The following is a 24,490-nucleotide window of genomic DNA, read 5'->3' on the forward strand; positions in this document are numbered from 1 at the left end:
CCAGCGGGGCTGACGCCCCGGCGAAATTCCCCTCCCACCTACGTCGGAGGGAGTCCCCTTTCGCATTTAAGATGGCATCGGAGGACGCCCCGCACCATACCAGCCTGGCGGGCCATCGGTGACATCACACCCCCAGGCGATCGCGCAGGGTGTACCAGGCGGCGCCGGCGGCGGTGAAGGGGATGCGCAGCAGGCGGCCACCCGGGAAGGGGTAGTGCGGCAGCCTGGCGAACGCATCGAAGCGCTCTGCCTGACCGCTCAGCACCTCGGAGAGCAGCTTGCCCGCCAGATGGGTACAGGTGACACCGTGGCCGCTGTAGCCCTGCATGTAGTAGATGTTGTGACCGATGCGGCCAAACTGCGGCAGGCGCGACAGGGTGAGCAGGAAGTTGCCGGTCCAGGTGTACTCCACCTTGACGTCGGCCAGCTGCGGGAAAGTCTTGAGCATCTTGGGGATGATCAGCCGCTCGATGTCCGCCGGATCCCGCGCCCCGTAGACCACGCCGCCGCCATAGATGAGCCGGTGATCGCCGGAGGTACGGTAGTAGTCGAGCAGGTAGTTGCAATCCTCCAGACAGTAGTTCTGTGGCAAGAGTGAACGGGCCCGCTCCTCCCCCAGCACTTCGGTGGCGATCACCTGGGTGCCGCAAGGCATGCTCTTGCTGGCCAGTTCCGGCACCAGATTGCCGAGGTAGGCGTTGCCGGCCACCACGATAAAGCGTGCCTTCACCGCCCCTTTGGCGGTCTTGACCAACGCCGGCTGACCCGGAGTAATGCTGGTGACGGCGGACTGCTCGAAGATAAGCCCCCCCTGAATGCGGATGGCTTCCGCCTCCCCCAGCGCCAGATTGAGAGGGTGAATATGGCCGCCGCTCTTGTCGAGCAGGGCGCCGACGTAGCGATCGCTCGCGACCACCTCGCGCACCCCCTTGGCATCGAGCAGCTCCAGCTGGTCGTTGCCCCACTTCTCCCAGCGCGCCTTCTGCGCCTTGAGCTCGTGAAGCTGCTTCTCGGTCTCGGCGGCAAAGACCCCGCCCTCCTGCAGATCGCACTGGATGTTGTAGCGTTTGATCCGCTCGCGGATGATCTGGCCCCCCTCAAACAACATGGAGCCGAGCAGCCTGGCCTGATCCGGCGGGCAGTTCGCTTCGATGGTGTCGATGTCGCGGCTGTAGGAGTTGACGATCTGGCCGCCGTTGCGGCCGCTGGCGCCAAAGCCGACCCTGGCCGCCTCCAGCACCACCACCTTGTACCCCTTCTCCACCAGATGCAGCGCACTGGAGAGGCCGGTGTAGCCTGCGCCTATGACACAGACGTCGCACTCCAGCTGCTCGGTGAGCGTGGGATAGGGCGCGTGTTTGTTGGCACTGGCTGCGTAGTAACTGTTTACATGTTCGGTCATGATCCCTGTTTCCTTACCGGTTCGTTTCCAACACAACGGGTTGTTCACATTAAAAGCTGGCCGGGGTGTGGGCGCTGACGATGCGGCAGACCTGCCCCGAGGGATTGCTGAAACTGTGGGGCTCGCCGGTGTCGATGACATAGCTGTCCCCGGCGCACAGTTCATAGGTCTGGCCGGCCAGGGTCAGCAACACCGACCCTTCCAGCACGGTGCCCACCTCTTCCCCCTGATGCTTCACCACGCCGCCGGTGTCGGTGCCGGGGGCATAGGTCTCCAGCATGAAGCCGAGCTGGCGCCGATTGTTGCCGTTGTGCACCAGCTTCATGGAGACCCCCTGGCTGCCGAGCTCGATGAGTTGCTCCGCCTTGATCACCACGCTGGGCGTGCTCGCCACCTCCTCTTCGGCGAAGAAGCGCGACAACGGCAGCTCGTAGACGCTCAGCAGCTTTTGCAGGGAGGCCACCGAGGGGCTCACCTTGTTCTGCTCTATCATGCAGATGGCGCCGTGGGTCAGGCCGCTCAGCTCCGCCACCCGGCGCTGGGAGAGCCCGAGCTCCCTGCGGATCCGTGCGAGCCGCTCCCCCATGTTTCTCTCGTGCTCCGCCAGGGGGTTGTCCGTCATGGTCCGCCACCGGACCTCGCCACGGGATTGCTCCATCGCCCACCTCCTTCCATGGTCATTCGAATACCTGGGGCCGACTGGTCAATATAGTGAGTCAGGAACGTCAGCCCCGTTCACTATCCTGCACAACCCAGAGCGTTCATTATTTTGCACACCCTGCGCAATGAAAACCGCTACAATCGCGCTAACAGCCCCATTTCTAGCATGTGACGCCCAGTTCACTCAAATATATTTAACACTTGAAAAACATTTCGGCTCATTTTATGGTCGTCACGTGCTTATTATTCTATACGGCGGTGCCCACATAAACGCGCCACCCAGACCCACTATCGAGGCCCCTTACTTATGTCAGCATCACAATCTGCTCTCTCCCTGATCAAATCCCTGGCCTATGTCGACGGCCGCTGGTGCGAGTCCCTGGGCGGGCGCCGGTTCGAGGTCCTGAACCCGGCCACCGGCCAGGTCATCACCCAGGTGCCCGACATGGACGGGGAGGATACCCGCCTCGCCATCGCGGCCGCCCACGCGGCGCAACCCGCCTGGGCGGCCCTCACCGCCAAGGAGCGCAGCAGCAAACTCTACGCCTGGTTCGAGCGCATCATGGCCAACCAGGAGGAGCTCGCCCGCATCATGACCTGCGAGCAGGGCAAGCCGCTGGCGGAAGCCAAAGGAGAGGTGGCCTACGGCGCCAGCTTCATCCAGTGGTTCGCGGAAGAGGGCAAGCGTGCCTATGGCCGCACCATCCCCGGCTTCTCCGCCGATCGGCGCCTGGCCACCATCAAGCAGCCGGTGGGGGTCGTGGCCGCCATCACCCCCTGGAACTTCCCCATCGCCATGATCACCCGCAAGGCGGGTCCGGCGCTGGCCGCCGGTTGTACCATCGTCATCAAGCCCGCCGCCGAAACGCCCCTCTGCGCCCTGGCGCTGGCGGTACTGGCGGAGCAGGCGGGCATTCCCGCCGGGGTCATCAACATCGTCACCTCCCATCAGGCGAGCGCGGTGGGCAACGAGCTGTGCAGCAACCCCGTGGTGCGCAAGCTCTCCTTCACCGGCTCCACCCGCATCGGCAAACTGCTGATGCGCCAGTGCGCCGACACCATGAAGCGCCTCTCCCTGGAGCTTGGCGGCAACGCCCCCTTCATCGTCTTTGACGACGCCGACCTCGACGCCGCCGTGGCCGGGGCCCTGGCGTCCAAATACCGCAACGCCGGCCAGACCTGCGTCTGCGCCAACCGCATCCTGGTGCAGGCCAGCGTCTATGACGCCTTCGCCGAGAAGCTCGCCGCCGCGGTCAAGGCCTTCAAGGTGGGGGACGGCATGGGCGAGGGCGTCCAGATCGGGCCCCTCATCAACCCGGCCGCCGCCAGCAAGGTGGCCGAGCTGGTGCAGCAATCGGTCGCCGCCGGTGCCCGGGTGCTGGTGGGGGGCGACGCCCACCCCGCCGGTCCCCTCTTCTATCACCCCACCATCCTGACCGGGGTCACCCGGGGCAACCCCATTCTGGACGAGGAGATCTTCGGGCCCGTCGCTCCTCTGGTGCGCTTCGAGACGGAAGCCGAGGCCATTGCGCTTGCCAACGACACCCCCTATGGCCTGGCCGCCTACTTCTATGGCCGCGACATCGCCCGGGTGTGGCGAGTGGCCGAGGGGCTCGAATACGGCATGGTGGGGATCAACGAGGGGATCATCTCCACCGAACTGGCCCCCTTTGGCGGGATCAAGGAGTCGGGACTGGGCCGGGAAGGGGCGGCCGAAGGGCTGGAGGAGTACCTGGAGACCAAATACCTCTGCTTTGGCGGCATTCGCTGAGGGAAATGAAAGGGCAATAGCATCGTTAAAACAGATGCGTTATGACACAGCCCATCGCTTTTACAGATAGAAAGAGGGGGTCGCCGGTCACGACCGAGCGCCTTGTGGGCACTGAGGGCACGCCCGGGGCCCCCTTTTGCGAACAGGTCGCCCTGCCCGAGGGCAGTTGGCGGCACACATATGGCCAGATGGCACAGGAATAGCGGGGGCCCATGCCCCTCAGGGAGGAAAGATGAGTCATTCAAGCAACAACCAACAGTGGCAGGCCCGCCGCGAAGCGGCCGTGGTCCAGGGGGTCGGCACCCTGCTGCCGGTCTTCATCGACCGGGCGCACAACGCCGAGCTGTGGGACGTGGAGGGCAACCGCTACATCGACTTTGCCTCCGGCATCGCCGTGCTCAACACCGGCCACAACCACCCCAAGGTGGTGGCGGCGGTGCGCGAGCAGCTCGAGAAGTTCAGCCACACCTGCTTCCAGGTCACCCCCTACTCCGGCTATATCGAGCTGGCGGAAAAATTGAATGCCCTGGTGCCCGGCCCCACCCCCAAGCGCACCCTCTTCCTCTCCACCGGCGCCGAGGCGGTGGAGAACGCCATCAAGATCGCCCGCGCCCACACCGGTCGCAGCGGTACCATCGCCTTCAAGGGGGGCTTCCACGGCCGCACCATGATGGGCATGGCCCTCACCGGCAAGGTGGTGCCCTACAAGACCGGCTTCGGCCCCTTCCCGGGGGAGGTCTATCACCTCCCCTTCCCCGCCGACTACCTGGGAGTGAGTGAAGACGATGCCCTGGCCGCGCTGGATCTCTGCTTCAGCGCCGACATCGAACCCACCCGGGTGGCCGCCATCATCATCGAGCCGGTGCAGGGGGAAGGGGGCTTCTACCCCGCCTCCGCCAGCTTCATGCAGCGCCTGCGCCAGGTGTGCGACCAGCACGGCATCCTGCTCATCTGCGACGAGATCCAGACCGGTTTCTGTCGCACCGGCAAGACCTTCGCCACCGAATACAGCGGTGTCGAACCCGACATCATGACGCTGGCCAAGAGCCTGGCCGGCGGCTTCCCGCTCTCTGCCGTGGTGGGCAAGAGCGAGGTGATGAACGCCGCCAAGCCCGGTGGCCTGGGGGGCACCTATGCGGGCTCCCCCATCGCCTGCGCCGCCGCCCTGGCGGTGCTGGAGGTGATCGAGGAGGAGCGTCTGAACCAGAAGGCCCTGGCCCAGGGGGAGCAGATCAAGGCACGCCTGCACCAGCTGGCGACACGGTTTGACTGCATCGGCAACATCCGTGGCCCCGGCGCCATGGTGGCCATGGAGCTGGTGAAGGAGGGGGATGCCGAAAGACCGGACCCGGATCTCACCAAGCGGCTGGTGGCCGAGGCGGGCAAGCGGGGGCTGGTGCTGCTGGCCTGCGGCGTGCGTGGCAACGTGATCCGTTTCCTCGCCCCCCTGACCGCCCCGGCGGCCATCGTCGACGAGGGGCTCGACCTGCTGGAGCAGGCCCTGTCCGCCTCCCTGGCCTGATCCGGAAGACCGCGTTCGCCCACGTGCAAAAAAATGCGTTTTTGCTCCCTTGATATGCTTGTCAAGGGGGCATCACGAATGCACAATGCGCCGCCGTATTCAAGGACCGTCCGCTCATCGGAGCCCGGTTCTTTTTTTGCGCCAAACAAATCCATAACGAGGCCGGAACAGACCGGAAATGATAACGAGGTGGCACGCCATCTCACGACACCCGCTTCTTAGTGAGGAACTCCATGGGGCATATCATCGCTTTCCTGCCGGCCCGCGCCGGTCTGCGCCATCCGTCCGCATCCCGGACTGGCGCCCCCACCGTACAGGATGACCTCACCGTCAGCCTGATCCCGTCAGCCAGCCTGCGGGGGATCGCCTGATGCACCCGCACCCCGCCGGTCTGAAAAAAAGCCTGAAACTCTGGCACGTGGTCATCATGGGGCTGGCCTATCTCACCCCCATGGCGGTGTTCGACACCTTCGGCATCGTCACCGAGATCACCGAAGGCCATGTGCCGACCGCCTACCTGCTCGCCCTCATCGGCATGCTGTTCACCGCCATGAGCTACGGCCACCTGGTGCGCAAGTTCCCCTCGGCAGGCTCCGCCTACACCTATGCCCAGAAGGTGTTCCACCCCTATGTGGGCTTCATGGTGGGTTGGGTCTCCCTGCTCGACTACATGTTCATGCCCATGATCAACATGCTGCTGGCCAAGATCTACATGGAGGCCCTCTTCCCCGGCGTGGCCCCCTGGACCTACATCCTGGCCCTGGCCGCCGTCATGACCTTCCTGAACCTGCGGGGCATCAAGCTGGTGGCGAACTTCAACAGCCTGATCGTCATCATGCAGTTCAGCATCATCGCCGTCTTCATCGGCCTCATCGCCTGGGGCGTGAGCCACGGCGAGGGGCTCGGCACGGTGGCGAGCAGCCGCCCCTTCTTCTCCGAGCAGATGCACATCAATCCCCTGCTGACCGGCGCCTCCATCCTCTGCCTGTCGTTCCTCGGGTTTGACGCCATCACCACCCTGTCGGAGGAGACCCCGAACGCGGATCGGGTGATCCCCCGGGCCATCGTGCTCACCGCCCTCATCGGCGGCGTGCTCTTCATCTCCGTCTCCTACTTCCTGCAGCTCTTCTTCCCGGACATCTCCCGCTTCCAGCAGCCGGATGCGGTGCTGCCGGAGATCGCCCTCTATGTGGGCGGCAAGCTGTTCCAGGCGGTGGTGCTGGTCTGCACCACGGTGGCGGTGCTCGCCTCGGGGCTCGCCTCCCACGCCGGGGTGTCGCGCCTGCTCTATGTGATGGGCCGGGATCGCGCCCTGCCGAGCCGCGTCTTCGGCTACATCCACCCCACCTGGCAGACCCCGGCTCTCAACGTGCTGCTGGTGGGCATGCTGGCCCTCTCGGCGGTGGTCTTCGATCTGGAGATGGCGCTGGCGCTGATCAACTTCGGCGCCCTGGTGGCCTTCACCTTCGTCAACCTGGCGGTGATTGCCCACTTCTATCTCAGGCTGGGTCACAACAAGACCCTGAAGGATCATCTGCTGTTCCTCGCCCTGCCCCTGTGCGGCGCCGCCTGCATCGGGGTGCTCTGGCTCAACCTGGAGCCTGCCTCCTTCGAGCTGGGGCTGATCTGGGCCGCCCTCGGCGCCATCTACCTGCTGCTGCGCCTCACCGTGTTCCGGGTCCGCCTCGGCCGCCCCGAGCAGGACGCCTCCTGAGTGAAACCGGCGCCCCCAGGGCGCCGGTTTCGCATGGCGGCAAAGCAGGTCGCCAGCTGATGACGAGGTTGTCATCGACTTTCCGGCAGCGGTGGCGAAGTGATCGCTCACGGGGGGAACAAATTCCCCGCTGGCGGCCTTTTTCGCTTGTCTCCTCCCCCCCCCTGAGGGCACAATACGGCGCCCCTTGAGAGCCGATGTTTCAACAACATCGGTTCTTTGCTTTTCTGGGGCACACCACCATTCACCAAGAGGCCGGCCATGTGCCGGAATTGATACCCAGATTGCCAAGCAATCTCCCGACGTTGTGAGGAAAAACATGGGGCATTTCACTGCTTTCCTGCCGGTCCCCGCCGGCGTGCGCCACGCATCTGTGCCACAGATGGGCGCCCCCTGTGTCCAGCGACGCGTTTCCGCGTCCCTGATCCCGTCCCATCTCGCCCACGGGGCCTGTGCAGAGGAGAAAGCGTGATGGCCGGTGCCAAGCTGCTCAAGACCCTCACCCTGTTCCAGGTCGTGGTGATGGGTCTGGCTTACCTCACGCCCATGGCGGTATTCGATACCTTCGCCATCGTCGGTGACATCACGGATGGTCGCGTGGCCACCGCCTACCTGCTGGCGCTCGGCGGCATCCTGCTGACCGCGTTCAGCTACGGCCACCTGGTGCGCCGCTTCCCGTCTGCAGGCTCCGCCTACACCTATGCCCAGAAGGTGTTCCACCCCTACGTGGGCTTCATGGTGGGCTGGTCTTCCCTGCTGGACTACATGTTCATGCCGATGATCAACATCCTGCTGGCCAAGATCTACCTGACCGCCATGTTCCCCACCGTGGAGCCCTGGATCTTCATCTTCGGTCTGGTGACCGTGATGACCTTCCTGAACCTGCGCGGCATCAAGCTGGTGGCGAACCTCAACGGCTTCATCGTCTTCATCCAGATCGCCATCATCGTCACCTTCCTCGGCCTCATCGCCTGGGGCCTGAGTCACGGTGAAGGGGCCGGCACCCTGATGAGCAGCCGTCCGTTCCATGTGGAGTCTGCCAGCATGCTGCCGCTGTTCACCGGCGCCACCATCCTCTGCTTCTCGTTCCTGGGCTTCGACGGCCTGAGCTCTCTCTCCGAAGAGACCCCGAATGCCGGCAAGGTTATCCCCCGCGCCATCGTGCTGACGGCCCTCATCGGCGGCATCATCTTCGTCACCGTCTCCTACAGCCTGCAGCTCTTCTTCCCGGATCTGGCCCGCTTCAAGGAACCGGACGCCGTGCTGCCGGAGATCGCCCTCTACGTGGGTGGCACCCTGTTCCAGAGCGTGGTGCTGGTGTGCACCACCGCGGCCGTGCTCGCCTCCGGCATGGCGGCCCACGCCGGCGTGTCGCGCATCCTCTACGTGATGGGGCGCGATCGCATGATCCCGGAGCGGGTGTTCGGCTATATCCACCCCACCTGGCGCACCCCGGCCATCAACGTGCTGCTGGTGGGGGCCCTGGCCCTCTCCGCAGTCTCCTTCGATCTGGACATGGCCCTGGCGCTGGTGAACTTCGGCGCCCTGGTGGCCTTCACCTTCGTCAACCTCTCGGTGATCGGCCAGTTCTGGGTGCGCGAGAAGCGCAACAAGAGCCTCAAGGAGCACCTGCTGTTCCTGGTGCTGCCGCTGCTGGGGGCCGCCACCATAGGGGCGCTGTGGATCAACCTGGAGCAGAGCTCCCTGGAGCTTGGCCTCATCTGGGCGGGGATCGGGGTCACCTACCTCTTCCTGCGCCTCGCCGTGTTCCGCATCCCCTTCCGTCAGTACGAGGAAGCGGCCGACGGCCAGTAAGGCGGCACACACGCCCAAACAGAAGGGGAGCCCATGGCTCCCCTTCTTGCATTCAGACGTCCGGTGCGCGGACCCTCACCCCTGATTGAGCACGGCCGTGGCGGCCGCCTTGACCGGATCCCTGGTCACGGCGTTGACATCCTTGCGGGTCTGGTTGACCTTGTCCTGCGCCTGCTTCATACCGGCACTCTGCTTGTTCAGGGCCGCATTGGTGTTCTGGCTGGTCTCTTTCAGTCCCGCCGTCTTCTTCTCCAGCACGTCCGTGGTGTGTTTCTTCACCTCGGCATTGGCCTTCTCCTTCTGCTTGCGCACCAGCTTGTCGGCATCGCAGTTGCCCTTGACCCCCAGGGTGGCGTTCATCGCCTCGTTCCTGACCGCCTTGTCGAGGTTGCACTCGGACTTGAACACGCTGGCCTGCGCACCGGCAGACAGCAGACCCAGGGAGAGGCACAAAACCCATGCACGCATCATCACTTCCTCAGTTTCAAGACAGGAAAGTCCGGCAGCATATAACCCTGGGATCCCAGTGCAAGGGCGGGGGCCGGTGATGAGCCGGATGGCGTCATATCGGCGTTTGCTCCGACACCTTTTGTCTGCGACGCCCCCTGCCGCCCTGTCACCAAAGCATCATAAAAGTGTCACGTTGTCATATTTCTGTCATGGGGCCTTGTTGTAATGCGCCCGTCCATTTTCAACGCAGAACGACCCCAAGAGGCCATATGCACAGCACCGCATCTTCCGCACCCCAGCAGATCCGTCGTCCCGGCCCCCTGTTCAACTGGCTCGCGGTGATCACGCTGATCTACCTGATCCTGGTCGCCGTTGGCGCCGTCTCCCACGGCTTCAAGGGCTTCTCCGGCGGCGCCGAGGGCGCGGCCCAGATCTTCGCCTTTGCCAACAACCCCTTCGTCGCGCTGCTGCTCGGCATCCTGGCCACCGCCCTGGTGCAATCCTCCAGCACCGTCACCTCGGTGATCGTCGGCCTGGTGGCAGGGGGCCTGCCCATGGCCATGGCCATCCCCATGGTGATGGGGGCTAACCTCGGCACCACCATCACCAACACCATCGTCTCCCTGGGGCACATCCGGGACAGAGGCGAGTTTCGCCGCGCCTTCGCCGCCGCCACCGTGCACGACTTCTTCAACCTGCTGGCGGTCTTCATCTTCCTGCTCCTGGAGCTGATGTTCGGTCTGCTGCAAAAGAGTGCGGAAGGGATTGCCAGCCTGCTGCTGGGCTCCGCCGACATGTCGATGAAGGGGATGGATTTCATGAAGCCCCTCATCTCCCCGTCCCTGGATCTCATCGACGGTGCCGTCGCCTTCCTGCCGGGCAAGGGGGGCGCCATCGCCACCATTCTCATCGGGATTCTGCTCATCCTGTTCTGCGTCACCGCCCTTGGCAAGGTGCTGCAACAGGTCATGGTGGGCCGTGCCAAGGAGCTGCTGCACAAGGCCCTGGGCCGTGGCCCGCTCACCGGCATCGCCTCCGGCACCCTGGTCACCGTGATGGTGCAGTCCTCCTCCACCACCACCAGCCTGATGATCCCCCTGGCGGGAGGCGGCGTGTTCAACACCCGCCAGCTCTATCCCTTCACCCTGGGGGCCAACATCGGCACCACCATCACCGCCCTGCTGGCCGCCACCGCCATCAGCGGTGCCGGTGCCCAGCTCGCCCTGACCATCGCCCTGGTCCACGTGCTGTTCAACCTCTTCGCCGTGGTGCTCATCTACGGGGTACCCTTCCTACGGGAGCTGCCCATCAAGGCCGCCGAAGCCCTGGCCCGGGTCGGCAGCGAGAACAAGCTTCTGGCGCTGGGTTACGTGGCCGGGCTCTTCTTCGCCCTGCCCGCCCTGATGATGGTGGCCGTCAAGTAACCCCGCGGCGGGGGCACTCAGCTGCCCCCGCCCCCTTGCCCGCCAGGTCACATCCCGGGGCGCCTCCCCTCGCCCTCTCCCCCTGGCTGGGATAAGATGCCCCCTCACTCGCACTCTGATTTCAAGGAACAGGAAAACCCGATGAAATTCATTCTGATAGCCCTTCTTATCGCCGGCGCCGCCTACTACTTCTACTCCAGCAGCAACAACCGGAAGCTGGCGGAAGAGAACGTGCGCAAGGGGGCCGAGTTCCTCGCCAGCAACCAGGAAAAACCCCTGGTGACCACCACCGCCTCCGGCCTGCAGTACGAAGTGCTGACCCCGGGCACCGGTACCGTTCACCCCACCGCCACCAGCAAGGTGAAGGTGCACTACGAGGGCAAGCTGCTGGATGGCACCGTGTTCGACAGCTCCGTCGCCCGTGGCGAACCCATCGAGTTCGGCCTCAACCAGGTGATCAAGGGCTGGACCGAAGGGGTGCAACTGATGGTGGAAGGGGAGAAGACCCGCTTCTACATCCCCGCCAACCTGGCCTATGGCGATCGCGCCGCCGGCAAGATCCCGCCGGGCTCAGTCCTCATCTTCGACGTGGAGCTGCTGGGCATTCAATAAACCCGCCCTGGGCCCGCGTTGATCTTGGCGGCGGCGCTGCGGGGCATCCCCTCAGAGGCCACGTCCGACGGACCCTGATCACAACGCCGGCGCACTGCGCCGGCGTTGTCGTTTCTGCCCCGGTCTCCCTCGCCCTGATGCCAGATTATCAACCAAAAGTGAAGAGTGCTTATCCATAAAGCCTGATTGTTAACCCATTAATAGGGGCAGATAATGACCACATCGTCAGCGGCATGTCGCCCTGGCCTCGGGTTGTCGGTGCGCCGCGTGCATCGGCACAACGCATATGGAGTCTGTCATGTCTATCGCCCCTGTCTGGTTCATCTCCCACGGCGCCCCGGATCTGGTCCTGCGCGATCAGCCCGCGACCCGGTTCCTGAAGCAACTGCGCCTCGAGGGTGCCAGAGGGCTGGTGGTGATCTCGGCCCACTGGTTCAGCCGAAGCGAGCTGCAGATCAACGTCGAGCCCAGCCCGGCCCTGATGTACGACTTCTACGGCTTCCCCGAGCCCCTCTACCAGATCCGCTGGCCCGCGACGAGCCCGCAATGGTTGCAGGAAGCGGTGAGCGATCAGCTGCTGCTGGCCGGCCTGCCCGCCACCCCGGTGCGCCGCGAGCTGGATCACGAGGTCTGGTCCCCCCTCTCCCTGATGGATCCGGACAGTGAACTCCCCCTGGTGCAGATCGCCATCCCGGCCAACTTCACCCCGGCCCAGCTGTGGCAACTGGGGGAGGCATTGCAGGGGCTGCGCGAGCAAGGGATCGGCATCCTCGCCTCCGGCGCCATCACCCACAACCTGCGTGCCCTCGGGCCGGACGGCTCGCCGGTTCCCCAGTGGGCGAGCCAGTTTGCCCGCTGGCTGGAGCAGACCATGGCAGAGGGAGACAGGGGGGCGCTGGAAGATTACCGGGCCCGGGCGCCGGGCGCGGTGGAATCCCATCCCCACGACGATCACCTGCGCCCCCTGTTTGTGGCGCTCGGCGCGGCGGGGGCCGACAGACCCCGAAAGCTGCACGACAGCTGGGATTACGGCAGCCTCTACATGGGGGCCTACCAGTTCGGTTGAGGGCGGGGCGGCCAGGCCGTCCTGCTTGACGTGCTCTCGCCGACGCGCGTGGAGAAATAGCGGACTCGTTATAGCCATTTTCCGGTAGAATGGCCGCCATTGGATGAGGCTTGGCAGGGATGGCTGTCGCGTCGGGTGGCTAGATGAACCTATATCGAACACTGATCCTGCTCTGTCTGCTCTGCCTTCAACCTGTGCAGGCCCTGACCCTGCACAGCCGCTACGATCCCGCCCCGCTGCCTCCCCGCTGGTCGGAGGGGGAGCTCGGATGGCTGCGCCAGCAGTCCCAACTGCGGGTCGGCATCCTGCAAGAGGACTACCGCCCCTTCACCATGATCGCTCGCCAGCGCGTCGAGGGGCTCAGTGCCGACTACATCGACCTGCTGGCCCGGATGCTGGACAAACCCGTTGCCCTGAGCGCCTTCCCCGACAAGGCGCACCTGCTCCGGGCCCTGGCACGGGGGGAGATACACCTCGCCAGCCTCGGCAATCTCACCCTGGCGGACAGTGACACCCGGGCGATCCGCCTGAGCAACCCCTATTTCAGCAGCCCCCTCGTCTTCTCCGTGCCCAGACGTTATCGGGGGGCACTGCTCACACCGGGACAGCGGGTGGCCGCCGTCCGGGATCAGATAGACAGGGCGCGCTTTGGCCGCTACTACCCCACCCTCACTCTGGTGACCTATCCCTCCAACATGGAGGCGTTCGATGCGGTCTTCTTCGGCCGCGACGACATCCTGCTGGGGGATGCCCACGCCACCCACTACCTCAACAGCGAGCGCTTCGACAACCTTCGCCAGCGGGGCGAGGCCCCGCCCGAGCTGGCGCCTGCCGAGTTCCGCTTTGCCGTCCCGGCCACCGAGCCCGCCCTGCTCAGCCTGGTCAACCGGGGGCTGGCGGCCATCGACGACCGGGCGCGCAATACCCTCTTCACCCAGTGGAACGGGCCCATCCGCGACATGAGCGAGCGAAGCGCCGATCTCTATGATGCCGCCGAGCGGGCCTGGATGCGGCAAGCGCCCCCCATCAGGGTGTGGCTGATGGACAACCTCTACCCCTATGGCGCCCTGGATCATGACGGCCAGCTGGTCGGCATGACGGTGGACATGCTGGACAAGATCCGCACACGCACCGGCCTCACCTTCCAGTTCGTGCGGGCAGACTCCGAGCGTCAGCTGGCAAAAGCCATGCAGTCAGGCGCCATCGACCTCATCGGCGCCATCTCCCAGCAGGTGGCTGAACACTACGGGCTGCGCACCTCGGTGCCCTACGCCACCGACAACATCTATGTGATCCTCACCCGCCAGGAGGAACAAGGGATCGACACCATCCGGCGTCTGGCGGGCAAGACGGTGGCGATGACGCACCATGTGCCCCTCGCACAGAGACTGGAGGGCAGCCGCATCACCCAGGTGGAGAGCGCAGCAGAGGCAATGGAAGTGCTCGCCCAGGGACGGGTGGATGCCGCCATCGTGCCCCTCTATTTTGCCCGCCATGCGCTGGACAATGATCCCCAGAGCCCGCTGCGCATCGCCGGCCCCGCCGATGACGAGCCAATCCGGATGGGGTTTGCCAGCCTGCCCGGACAGGGGATGCTGATGGGGATCCTCGACAAGACCATCCTCGCCATCCCCCCCAACGAGCTCGCCATGATGAGTTACGAGTGGCGCAACCGCAAACTGCCGGTGCCCGGCTTCATGGATCGCCACGCCCACATCGTCTACCTGGTGTTCGTGGGGCTCCTCACCCTGGCGCTGGTGCTGCTCTATCGCAACCGCATGTTCAAGCGGATGGCCAGCGCCGAGCAGGCGTCCCGCCAGCAACTGGAGGCCCATGTCAGGTTCATCCGGGCACTGGGGGAGAGCCTGCCCCACCCCATCGTCGTGCGGGACAAGAGCGGCAAGGTGCTGCTGTGCAACAGTAAATACCTGACCCAGCTCGGCGCCGAGCCAAAGGCCATCCTGGGTCAGCCCTTCGCCCAGGGGCTGTCAGGGGTGCTCGATGCAGGCAGCATCGCCGTGCTGGAGCAGGACTTTGCCAGGGTATTGCAGGAGGGGCAGCCCATCTTTGCGGATCGCCTCTTCTATCACAGGGGCACCCAGAGCGACATCTATCACTGGATGGTGCCCTATTTCGACGGGGAGGGGGCCATCAGCGGGGTGATCGACGGCTGGATAGACATCACGGACCGCAAGCGGCTGGAAGAGGCGCTGCGCGAGGCCAAACAGCAGGCCGACAGCGCCAGCCGAGCCAAGAGCGACTTCCTCGCCACCATGAGCCACGAGATCCGCACCCCCATGAACGCCATCCTCGGCATGCTGGAGCTGGCCACCGAGGATCCCGCTCTCAGTCGTCACAGCGGCGAGCTGCTGCGCATCGCCGCCGACTCCGCCAACGGCCTGCTGGATCTGCTGGGGGACAGCCTGGATATCGCCTCCATAGAGGTGGGCCAGATGACCCTGACTCCCACCCCCTGCGATCTCGCCCCCCTGCTCTCGTCCGTCACCCGGGTCTTTGCGGGCATGGCCGAGCAGAAGGGGCTGATCTATGAGGTCAGGCTGCCCGACACCCTCATGCCAAGGGTGCTGATCGATCCCCTTCGCCTGCGCCAGATCCTCTTCAATCTCATCGGCAACGCCATCAAGTTCACCGAGCAGGGCCGGGTCGCCATCACCGCCACCCTGACCGGGGGCGAGCAGCCTCCTGTGCTGCACCTCACCATCACCGACACCGGAGCCGGCATTCCCGCGGACAAGCTGCCCCGGCTCTTCACCCCCTTCTATCGCGCCCACGGCCAGGGCCAGTTCCCCGGCAGCGGGCTGGGCCTCAATATCGCCCGCATCCTGTGCCAGATGATGGGGGGGGAGATAGCCGTTCACAGCCAGGTCGGCGAAGGCACCCGCCTCGAGATAAGGCTGCCCCTCACGCTCGCCCAGCAACCCCCCGCCCCGATCACGGCAATCCCGGCGCCCCAGCCCCACCATGCTCAACCCCTCCCCCATCGGCTGCATATCCTGGTGGTCGATGACAATCACGCCAACCAGATCCTGCTGCGCCAGCAGCTCAAGCACCTGGGACACGACGTCAGTGTGCGCAGCAATGGCCTGGAGGCCCTGCGCGCCCTCGCCAGTCACCCCTTCGATCTGGTCATCACCGACTGCCAGATGCCGGTGATGGACGGCTTCGATCTGACCCGAAACCTGCGAGCCCTTGGCCATGACCTGCCCGTCTGGGGCTTCACCGCCCATGCCCAGCCTCGCGAGCGGGAGCTTTGCCTCGCCGCCGGCATGAACGACTGCCTGTTCAAGCCCATCGGCCTCGCCCGTCTGCGCGCGGCGCTGGCCACCCTGGGGCCAGCGCCCTGAATACCGCCAGCCCTTCCTCCCGTCATGTCGCACGGGCGCGGCTGAGAGTGCGACTGAGAGTGCGGCATAAAGGGTCGCCCACAGAAACAAGAGACAAGAGACAACGTGGACCAGCCATGGATACAAGGCCGGTGGCGGTTCGAGACCCATAAAAAAACCGACACCAGGGTGTCGGTTTTTTATATCGGGAGGTGCGCCCTGCTTGCCTGTCACGCCAGTCTGGCGCCGGGTGAAGCGGGCGTCACGGGGAGGATCAGTAGAAGATCCGCTCCCCTCGCTCGCTCATCTTGAGCCAGACCGGCTTGGTGCTGGTCTTGCTCCAGATGCGGTGCAGGTAGCTGTAGAAACGGGCGCGATCCCGGCGAAACAGCATCACCGGGAAGGCGAGCAAACCCGCCATCAGGACGAAGATGCGGCGAAGGATTATCTGAGTCAGGGAGAAGGGATGAAACATGATGTAACGCCTCACTGGTAAGACCACTGAACAAAGATTACGCCAATCATTGTAGGATTACTACACCGACTGCGCCATTTTTTGATAAAAAATGGGGCTAAAAGCCTAAAAATGAAACCGGGTTACATTCTTTAACTAAAAAACAACAAAGGTGGCAAAACGCGGCCCCTGTTCCAGAGTTAACGAGGACTGGAACAGAACGGGGGAACACAGGATGAAACTTGCAGATGCGGCGCTGCTGGGGGCATTGGGCGTGCTCGCCTGGAGCCAGTGGCAGGAGTGGCGGCTCAATCGTGACGATGCCATCGACATCCCCTATCACGGGGTCCCCACCGCCAGCCTGTGGCAATGCGGTTTGCTGATAAAGGAGATGGCCGCACTGGCAGAACAGGGGGGCGAAGAGAGGTCCGGATCCAGGGGCGAGGCATTGGCCGAGATGGATCAGCATCTGCACAAGACGTGGCAACGGGAGGGTTGTTCACGGCTGACTGACATGCAATGAAGCATCATCCTGGGCCGCCATGGCGGATGGACAACGTCAGGGATATGGAAAACAGGGAGAAGATGGAGGCACGTTCCGGAGTCGAACCGGACTAAACGGATTTGCAATCCGCTGCATAACCGCTTTGCTAACGCGCCATGCTGACAAGGCATTGCCTTGAGAGTGATGTCCATGGTTGGTGCCATGGAGTATTGGAGCGGGAAACGAGACTCGAACTCGCGACCCCGACCTTGGCAAGGTCGTGCTCTACCAACTGAGCTATTCCCGCATGACTGCTTGCGTGCCAGTTGCCTGACAACGAGGCGCATTATACGTACCCCGAGCCCGGGCACAACCCTTTTTTCTCACTTTGAGCCCTTTCCCGTGCTGTTTGCTCACCCTTTAGACGCCTTGGTCGAAAATCCCCCCGCTCCCTGTGACCCGACGAGCGAATTTAAGATAAAGCCATTGAAATAGTTAGCCTTTAGTCAGAAACTCATCGCGCTTAGTAACTGGATTCTCAATTGAAAATCATGCGATGAAATGGAACTTCAGGCCTCGGGGGCTCAGACCGCAGCTGATGCTGGCTTTTTTCATGTTGGGCCTGGTGCCCTTCCTGGTCGTCACCCTGTTTTTCCTCTATAGCCACGGCAAGGATCTCACCACCCAGACCTCCAACCATCTGGTCTCGGTGCGCAACATCAAGAAAAACCAGCTGCAAGACTACTTCGGCAACCTCAAGGAGCAGATCATCAACTTCTCCCAGCAGGACTTTGCCGGCAACAGTATCGGTCGCTTCTACGGTTTCACCGGCGCCTTCGAGAAGCTCGGCACCACGCCGCAGGAGGCCCGCGCCCGCGCCCAGGCCCGCTATGTGCCGGGCTCCTGGGACAAGCTGCAACAGCCTGACAGTCAGGTGGAGATAGAGCCCTCCATCAGTGCCCTCATCCTGGCGGACGAGATGTATGGCCGCGTCCACCAGCGCTTCCATCGCGGCTACGCCGACATGGTGCGCAAATCCAACTACAGCGACATCTTCCTGGTCGACCTCAACGGTGACGTGGTCTACTCGGTCACCAAGCAGGCCAACTTCGCCACCAACCTGCTCTCGGGCCCCTACCAGTCCAGCGGTCTTGGCAACACCTTCGCCAAGATCAAGCGCCGCCTCGATGGCGGCCAGAAGCCCCAGCAGATCTTCGAGTTCACCGATTTTGGCCGCAACGAGCTGACCGGCCAGGTGGTCGCCTACCTCGCCGCCCCCGTGATGCAGTACGACTATGTGCGCGGCGTGGTCATCTTCGAGCTGCTGCCGGACAAGCTCAACCAGATCATGGCGGAGCGGGAGGGGCTCGGCGCAACCGGCGAGACCATTCTCATCGGCCCGGACAAGCGGATGCGCGCCAACGCCTGGCTCGCCCCCGAATTCAGCGTGGAGAACAGCTTCAGCCCCGACTTCCGACCGCTGCAGACCCCCCTCATCATCAAGGCCCTCTCCGGGGAGCAAGGGGTCGGCCCCTTCCTCTCCTACCACGATGACGAGGTGCTGGCCGCCTATACCCAGGTGAAGGTGTTCGATACCGAGTGGGCCTTCATCGCCGAGATCTCCACCAGCGAGGCCTATGCCCCCATCCGCCAGCTCGAGACCCTGGTGATCCTGCTGGGGGCAGGCTCACTGCTGCTGCTGATCCTCTTCTCCCGCTGGCTCTCCCACTCCATCACGGCGCTCCTGCGATCCCTCACCGCCGCCGCCGAACAGGTGGCGGACGGCGCCCTGGATCACCCCATCACCATCCCCCGCACCGACGATGACATCGACCGGCTGGCCCAGGCGTTTCGCCACATGCAGCGCTCGGTGAAGGACAAGATCGAGCTCATCGAACGCCAGACCCAGGAGCTGCAACAGCAGGTCAAGCTGACCCACAAGCAGAACCTCAGCCTGCAACAGGCGGACAAGCTCAAAGACGAACTCCTGGCCAACACCTCCCACGAGCTGCGCACCCCCATCCACGGCATCAAGGGGATGGCCGAGTCCATGCTCGCCAGCCAGCAGGACCTGACCGAAGGGCAGCAGAAACAGCTCGGCCTCATCATCAAGAGCGCCGACGGTCTGGCGCGCCTCGTGGACGACTTGCTCGACTACCACCAGATGCGCTACGGCCAGCTGGAGATCCACCCCCAGCCGGTCTCCTCCAAGGGGGTCATCCGGCTGGTGCTGGATCTCTGCCAGCACCTCGTGCAGGCCAAGCCCCTCACCCTGGTGGACAAGAGCCCCGCCGAGCTGCCCCCTGTGCTGGCGGACGAGCAGCGCCTCGAGCAGGTGCTCTACAACCTGGTGGGCAACGCCATCAAGTACACCCCCCAGGGCAAGGTGGTGCTGAGCGCCCTGGTGGAGGGCAACTTCCTGCGCATCAAGGTGACCGACACCGGCATCGGCATCGCCAGGGACCACCTGGAGCACATCTTCGAGCCCCTGGTGCAGATGAGCCCGGAAGTGAGCAAGCAGGGAGCGGGCCTCGGTCTCTCCATCACCCGCCAGCTGGTGCACCTGATGGGGGGGAGCTGTTCGTGGAGAGCGAGCCGAGCTTCGGCTCCACCTTCGCCTTCACCCTGCCGCTGGCCAGCGGCAAGGCGGGCAGCCTGACCCTCGACAGCCGCCAGATAGAGCACCAGCTGGTGCGCCAGCAACCCGTCATCCTGCCGGACTGGGAGAGCGAGGATCTGCCGCCCCCGCCGCAAGATGCCCCCGTCATCCTGGTGGTGGATGACGAGCCCATCAATTTGCACATACTGCGCCACCTGCTGCAGCCCTGCGGTTATCGCATCCTGCCCAGCAGCGACGGCCACGACGCCCTGACCAAGCTGGCTCAGGAGCCGGTGGATCTCATCCTGCTTGATGTGATGATGCCCACCCTCTCGGGCTTCGACGTCTGCCGCCGTCTGCGCCAGCAGCACCCCAAGGAGAAGCTGCCGGTGCTGCTGCTCACCGCCCTCAACCAGCCCAAGGAGATTGAAGAGGGTTTCAACGCCGGGGCCAACGACTATCTGGTGAAACCCTTCTGCAAGGAGGAGCTGTTCGCCCGGGTGAGGGCCCTGCTGGAGGCCAGCGCCGGGCGCGCCTCCCTGGTGGAGAACCGCCTGCTCAAACAGGAGATAGAGCACCGTCTGCTGCTCCAGGAGCAACTGCACCAGGATCAGGAGCGGCTCCTCGCCCTGCTTGGCGAGGGGGCCGACCCCATGGTCTTCCTCGATGAGCAAGGAGGGGTGCTGTTTGCCTCCCGGGCCCTGGCGCGCCTGCTGGGTCAGGAGCCGGAAGCCATGGAGGGGCAGATGCTGGACGAGTGGCTGGCCGCCCCGCTGGCAAGCCAGTGGCCCGACATGACCGCGCAGCCGGAGCGGGAGCTGGACTTCCTGGTGGCGGGCCAGCGAGACACCCTCAACGCCCGCGCCCTGCCCATCAACCTGGGGGGGCAGCACGCCTATACGCTGACCCTTGGCACAGAACCGCGCCAGGACGACAATCGCATGGCTGCACTGGAGAACGCCCTCAAGAGCCTCTCTCGCCAGGCCATCATCGAGGATGGCCAGTTGCTGGGGGAACTGAGCCGGCTGGGAGGGGAGTTCAGGTCGCTGGCCGACGATCTCATTCGCCAGCAGGATGACGAACCTCTGCGCCGCGCCCTGGTGGACACCATGCGTCTCACCCTGGAGACCTGGCAGCAGAGCACCGGCAAGGGCAAGATAGTGCTGGCGGAGAAGAGCAAGCTGTGGCGGGTCTACATGGACCGCTCCAGTCCCCAGACCCGCACCCTCGACAAGTACCTGAACCTCGACACCCTGCCCAAGGCACCGCGCTGGAAGACGGTGGTGGCCAGCGCCGAGTACGTGCTCAAGCACTGCGCCCTGAACGAGGTGCAGCACCAGAGTCTGCACCAGAGCACCCAGCGCCTTCGCCAGCTCGCCAGCCGCAAGGCATGAGTCTCCAACCCGCAGCCACGTTGCTCTGATGATGGCTGCGGGATAGAAAACCAAGCACCAATATCGAGCTCTGGACACATCTACTCGCAGGCTTTCTGCGCCTATCAGGGGGATCGCGATGGCTGAGGCCAGATGACCCTGCAGGTGCGGGCCCATGCCCCATCACCATGTTGGTGATGACCCCGGGAGACCTGTCTGGGCCGGCAAGTGGCTAATCAGGTGAATGGACATTCGAGAGAATGGGGTAAGACTTCGCTACCCCGTGACCACAGGCCTCAAATCGGAAAAGACATTGGGAGATGGCTGAGCCGGGGGATGGACAGTAGAAATGACAAACCCGCGACGGGCGCGGGCTTGAGGGGAATAAATGGCGGAGAGACAGGGATTCGAACCCTGGGTGGCATTGCTGCCACAATTGATTTCGAGTCAATCCCGTTCGGCCACTCCGGCATCTCTCCACGGGCACTCATATTGACCCAACCCTAGCCGGGAAATCAATGTAAATCTCGTTGCAGATCAGACGACTGGCGATAAAACCGCCATCCGGCGATCCCGCCCCTCACAACACTAGTGACTTTCACCCGGCAGCGCCTCCTCGCTCACTGTCTCCACCCTGTACCCGGTTCCGGGTGGGCGAATACGGCGAGCCTGATGGGCCAGTGACACCCTGTGACGCGCTCGCCACCGCCCTCCCGGCAGTCATGGTGCCGGACTGGTAATCCCCGCGGGATTCGTTGACAATCTCTGCTCATTTTTTGGAAGGGAACCCGTCCCTCGCCCCAGCCGATAGGAACAACCATGCTCAACACTCGTATCGTCTCACTGCTGCTGGCCGCCGCCAGCCTCTGGGCCGCACCTGTCTGGTCCAACACCTATCCCCTGCCGCCAGCGGACAGCCGTCTCATCGGCGCCCTGGAAGATTACATCGTACAGCCTGGCGATCATCTGGAACTGGTCGGCAAGCATACTCGGACAGGCTTTCTGGCACTGCTCGAAGCCAATCCCGGCGTAGACCCCTATCTGCCCACCCCGGGCACCCGGCTCACTCTGCCGACCCAGATGCTGCTGCCCGACGTGCCGCGAGAAGGCATCGTCATCAACCTGCCTGAACTTCGCCTCTACTACTTCCCCAAGGGCAAGCAGGAGGTGATGGTGCTGCCCATCGGGATCGGTGACATCGGCCGCGAGACGCCGGAGATGACCACCACCGTCATCGCGAAAAATCCCAACCCGACCTGGGTGCCCGGCCCCATGGTCCGCAAGTCCTGGCTGGAGCAGAAGGGGATCGATCTGCCCGCCGTGGTCCCCCCCGGCCCCGACAACCCCCTCGGCAAGTTCGCCATGCGTCTTGGCTATGGCAACAAGGACTACCTCATCCACGGCACCAACAAGGATTTCGGGGTCGGCCTGCGAGTCAGCGCGGGTTGTATCCGGCTGCGCCCGGATGACATCGAAACCCTGTTTGGTCTTGTTCCCGTCGGCACCCCGGTCCGGGTCATCAACCAGCCGGTCAAGATGGCGGTGGAACCTGACGGTCGTCGCTGGCTGGAGGTACACTCTCCCCTCTCCCGCACCGAAGCGGAGATGGCACAGGGGGCGCCGCTGGTGCTCTCCCCCGAAGCCGAGCAGTTCATCGCTGCCCCCGACATCGACAGTGCCCGGGTGACCGCCCTGCTCGAGCACAAGAGCGGGCTGCCCAAGCCCGTGAGCGGCTGAAGGCCTGACCACCATGAACAGAATCAGTCATGTGGTTTGCCTGTTGTTTCTGCTGCCTGGCTCCGCGGCGATGGCGGACATCCTCTGGATGCGCAACGGCGATCGTCTGAGCGGGACCATAGAGGAGATCACGGACGAGCAGATCCGTATCAAGCCCGCCTACAGCCAGGCCATGACGGTCCCGCGCCACGCCATCAAACGCTGGCGTCTGGACAAGCAGGAGAAACCCAAGCCGCTCACCAAGACGGGGATCCCCCTGCTGGACTCTCCTGATGAGGCCAATGCCTGGCTGCTGACGGGGAACGGGGATCTCAACATCAAGCTCAAGGAGAACACCAAGAAGACCAACAACGTCAATCTCAAGGTCTCCACCGAGTTTGCCAATCTGGACTGGCGTTACAGCCTGGATGGCGAGTACATCTACGAAACGGCGAACAACATCACCGACAGCCACGAGTACAAGCTCAAACCCAAGCTCGACTTCTTCTTCGACGATCACTGGTTCCTGCGATCTTCCGTCGACATCGATTACAACATGATCGAGGTAGGCTATCTGGAGATTGACTATGCCTCCGGTCCCGGCTACCGCTTCTGGAATGACAGACAACGCCGGCTGGAGATCATCAGCCAGCTCGGCCTGGAGCGGGCCTATTTCAGGCCGGAGGTGTGGAGCAACTCAGACCTGTTTGACGACAGGTTCATCAATTACCCCTTCGTCAGCCTGGGTTGGGACTACCGGCAGCCCTGGACCCTCTGGGAAGAGAAGTTCGAGCTGTTTGGCAAGGGCAGTTATGAAAGGTTCGTCGACCAACCATCCCCCTATCTGACCAGAAAGCAGTCCGTCAGCGGCAGCCTGGGCCTCAGGTATTACTTCAGCGATCATTTGCGTCTCTCCTGGTCAAGCGAGCTGGATTGGGACGATGCCTGGCTCGACTACCATGGCCTGAACATGGATGTGAGCGAGAAGGAGTGGCGTCACCTCATCACCCTGGGGGCGAGTTTTTAACCCGCCAGAAACGGCACAGGCCCACCGAAGTGGGCCTGTGTTCATGGACGCAAGACGAGCGCGTCAGAAATAGATCCGGGTGACCGACTCGATGACGCAGCCAGGGCGACGGATCCCCTCGATCTCTATCTTGATCTCCTTGAGGAGCTCGATGCCTCCCTTGATGGGCGTGACACGCGACAGCTTGGTCCGGGCGCGGATGTTGCTGTCCACCTTGATAGGATAAGGGAAGCGGACCTGTTCCAGACCGAAATTCACCACCATGCGAGCGGTCGGGAACTCCGGCGTGCTCTCGTCCACCGAACCGGTCAACTGGGGCAGCAGGGCCAGAGTCAGGAAGCCGTGGGCAATGGTGGTCTTGAAGGGAGACTCGGCTGCCGCACGCTCGGGATCGGTGTGGATCCACTGATGATCGCCGGTCACGGTCGCGAACTGGTTGATCAACGCCTGGGTGACCTGCAACCACTCACCTACATGGGTCTCTTCACCGATGCGGGTCTGCAACTCGGCATAGAGTGCCGCTGCTTCGCCTTCGAGCTCCACCACGGGATCCTGCGCCAGGGCAGGCTGGCCATTCGCGACCTGGGTGACTCTGGCAGCCTCTTGCTGGCGGGCATCCTGTGACTCCCCCTGCAGATCCAGCACTCTTCCCAGCAAGGGGTGAAGGTGTGCCTTTTGCTGAAACTCACGCCAGTAGTCGCGGATCGCCGGAGAGAGCCAATCCTTGAGCTCAAAGGGGTGTTGCGCCAGAATTTCGCGCTTGTGCTTCAGAAAATCGACAACTTTCATTTACCGATCCCTATTCGATTCAAAGCCTGTAAAGAGGTCTAACCAGTCCTATTTTATGAAAGTTTCATCAGCAAGTACAAAAAAATCTCGGCGTACACCTGTACCAGGCGCGAGAGTGGTCACTAACATGCGAGCAAACACGGGCAGGAAAACGATTGAATGGAAGGCTGCAAACGAATCAACATCTGATCGGCGTTGTTGCCCAAATCAGCTCGACCTGAATGGAACTTTTGGTGAAGCCCATGATCTGATCACCAAATCCCTCTTC

17 protein-coding genes, 3 tRNA genes and 1 pseudogene are annotated in these 24,490 nt (G+C 63.5%); 13 read left to right on the forward strand and 8 right to left on the reverse strand.

The features are described 5' to 3' along the window. Positions 1 to 124 precede the first annotated feature (124 nt). Together OKC30_RS10135 and puuR are read right to left on the reverse strand one after the other, a co-directional pair. On the reverse strand, positions 125 to 1,402 hold the full coding sequence (locus OKC30_RS10135; RefSeq protein ID WP_160837900.1) for an NAD(P)/FAD-dependent oxidoreductase: 1,278 nt from the start codon (positions 1,400 to 1,402) through the stop codon (positions 125 to 127). Positions 1,403 to 1,451: 49 nt separating this feature from the next. Continuing rightward, complete coding sequence (gene puuR, locus OKC30_RS10140) at positions 1,452 to 2,060, reverse strand: HTH-type transcriptional regulator PuuR (RefSeq protein WP_029314011.1); 609 nt, start codon at positions 2,058 to 2,060, stop codon at positions 1,452 to 1,454. 309 nt (positions 2,061 to 2,369) lie between these two features. Between puuR and OKC30_RS10145 the strand changes: the two genes are divergently transcribed. From OKC30_RS10145 to OKC30_RS10165, 5 genes are all read left to right on the forward strand, one after another. Beyond that, the gene (locus OKC30_RS10145; protein WP_160837898.1) at positions 2,370 to 3,833 is read left to right on the forward strand and encodes an NAD-dependent succinate-semialdehyde dehydrogenase; all 1,464 of its coding nucleotides are present in this window, start codon (positions 2,370 to 2,372) and stop codon (positions 3,831 to 3,833) included. 232 nt (positions 3,834 to 4,065) lie between these two features. Further along, positions 4,066 to 5,355 (forward strand): 4-aminobutyrate--2-oxoglutarate transaminase, encoded by a 1,290-nt coding sequence (gene gabT, locus OKC30_RS10150; protein ID WP_039039330.1) that lies wholly within the window; start codon positions 4,066 to 4,068, stop codon positions 5,353 to 5,355. 233 nt (positions 5,356 to 5,588) lie between these two features. Next, positions 5,589 to 5,726, forward strand: a complete 138-nt coding sequence (locus OKC30_RS10155; protein ID WP_164882979.1) for a hypothetical protein — start codon at positions 5,589 to 5,591, stop codon at positions 5,724 to 5,726. Beyond that, complete coding sequence (locus OKC30_RS10160) at positions 5,726 to 7,069, forward strand: APC family permease (protein ID WP_039039329.1); 1,344 nt, start codon at positions 5,726 to 5,728, stop codon at positions 7,067 to 7,069. The genes OKC30_RS10155 and OKC30_RS10160 overlap by 1 nt, the downstream gene beginning before the upstream one ends. A gap of 471 nt (positions 7,070 to 7,540) precedes the next feature. Next, positions 7,541 to 8,884, forward strand: a complete 1,344-nt coding sequence (locus OKC30_RS10165; protein WP_039039328.1) for an APC family permease — start codon at positions 7,541 to 7,543, stop codon at positions 8,882 to 8,884. 75 nt (positions 8,885 to 8,959) lie between these two features. Here OKC30_RS10165 and OKC30_RS10170 read toward each other — a convergent pair whose 3' ends face one another. Further along, positions 8,960 to 9,352, reverse strand: a complete 393-nt coding sequence (locus OKC30_RS10170; RefSeq protein WP_160837896.1) for a hypothetical protein — start codon at positions 9,350 to 9,352, stop codon at positions 8,960 to 8,962. Positions 9,353 to 9,603: 251 nt separating this feature from the next. Here OKC30_RS10170 and OKC30_RS10175 point away from each other — a divergent pair, with 251 nt between their 5' ends. The 4 genes from OKC30_RS10175 to OKC30_RS10190 all read left to right on the forward strand — a co-directional run bounded on the left by OKC30_RS10175 (position 9,604) and on the right by OKC30_RS10190 (position 15,801). Next, entirely contained in the window at positions 9,604 to 10,758 is a 1,155-nt protein-coding gene (locus OKC30_RS10175; RefSeq protein ID WP_270809602.1) for a Na/Pi symporter, read from the forward strand. Between the two features lie 141 nt (positions 10,759 to 10,899). Next, entirely contained in the window at positions 10,900 to 11,370 is a 471-nt protein-coding gene (locus tag OKC30_RS10180; RefSeq protein WP_010673545.1) for an FKBP-type peptidyl-prolyl cis-trans isomerase, read from the forward strand. 298 nt (positions 11,371 to 11,668) lie between these two features. After that, positions 11,669 to 12,436 (forward strand): DODA-type extradiol aromatic ring-opening family dioxygenase, encoded by a 768-nt coding sequence (locus tag OKC30_RS10185; RefSeq protein ID WP_270809603.1) that lies wholly within the window; start codon positions 11,669 to 11,671, stop codon positions 12,434 to 12,436. A gap of 143 nt (positions 12,437 to 12,579) precedes the next feature. Continuing rightward, entirely contained in the window at positions 12,580 to 15,801 is a 3,222-nt protein-coding gene (locus tag OKC30_RS10190; RefSeq protein WP_270664441.1) for a response regulator, read from the forward strand. A gap of 253 nt (positions 15,802 to 16,054) precedes the next feature. On the opposite strand, the gene OKC30_RS10195 is transcribed toward OKC30_RS10190, so the two are convergent. Next, the gene (locus tag OKC30_RS10195; RefSeq protein WP_010673543.1) at positions 16,055 to 16,255 is read right to left on the reverse strand and encodes a YbfA family protein; all 201 of its coding nucleotides are present in this window, start codon (positions 16,253 to 16,255) and stop codon (positions 16,055 to 16,057) included. 214 nt (positions 16,256 to 16,469) lie between these two features. Between OKC30_RS10195 and OKC30_RS10200 the strand changes: the two genes are divergently transcribed. Beyond that, positions 16,470 to 16,757 carry a hypothetical protein gene (locus OKC30_RS10200; protein ID WP_010673542.1) on the forward strand — a complete coding sequence of 96 codons (288 nt, stop codon included), beginning with the start codon at positions 16,470 to 16,472 and terminating at the stop codon, positions 16,755 to 16,757. 63 nt (positions 16,758 to 16,820) lie between these two features. On the opposite strand, the gene OKC30_RS10205 is transcribed toward OKC30_RS10200, so the two are convergent. Further along, positions 16,821 to 16,894 (reverse strand) — tRNA-Cys (locus OKC30_RS10205). A 55-nt stretch (positions 16,895 to 16,949) separates the two neighbouring features. After that, a tRNA-Gly gene (locus OKC30_RS10210) sits at positions 16,950 to 17,025 on the reverse strand. Between the two features lie 249 nt (positions 17,026 to 17,274). Between OKC30_RS10210 and OKC30_RS10215 the strand changes: the two are divergent. Beyond that, positions 17,275 to 20,711 (forward strand): annotated as a pseudogene (locus tag OKC30_RS10215) (response regulator). A 368-nt stretch (positions 20,712 to 21,079) separates the two neighbouring features. Here the strand turns inward: OKC30_RS10215 and OKC30_RS10220 are convergent. Beyond that, positions 21,080 to 21,169, reverse strand: a tRNA-Ser gene (locus OKC30_RS10220). Positions 21,170 to 21,509: 340 nt separating this feature from the next. Here OKC30_RS10220 and OKC30_RS10225 point away from each other — a divergent pair. Together OKC30_RS10225 and OKC30_RS10230 are read left to right on the forward strand one after the other, a co-directional pair. Then, a complete protein-coding gene (locus tag OKC30_RS10225) occupies positions 21,510 to 22,427 on the forward strand; it encodes a L,D-transpeptidase family protein (protein ID WP_049636696.1) in 918 nt (305 codons plus the stop codon). Between the two features lie 13 nt (positions 22,428 to 22,440). After that, the gene (locus OKC30_RS10230) at positions 22,441 to 23,433 is read left to right on the forward strand and encodes a DUF481 domain-containing protein (protein ID WP_160837894.1); all 993 of its coding nucleotides are present in this window, start codon (positions 22,441 to 22,443) and stop codon (positions 23,431 to 23,433) included. A 63-nt stretch (positions 23,434 to 23,496) separates the two neighbouring features. Here the strand turns inward: OKC30_RS10230 and OKC30_RS10235 are convergent, their stop codons facing one another. Beyond that, positions 23,497 to 24,222 carry a MaoC family dehydratase gene (locus tag OKC30_RS10235; RefSeq protein ID WP_010673529.1) on the reverse strand — a complete coding sequence of 242 codons (726 nt, stop codon included), beginning with the start codon at positions 24,220 to 24,222 and terminating at the stop codon, positions 23,497 to 23,499. Positions 24,223 to 24,490: the final 268 nt, after the last annotated feature.

This window comes from Aeromonas sp. QDB18 (genome assembly GCF_027705325.1).
In the GTDB taxonomy this organism is placed as follows: domain Bacteria; phylum Pseudomonadota; class Gammaproteobacteria; order Enterobacterales; family Aeromonadaceae; genus Aeromonas; species Aeromonas caviae.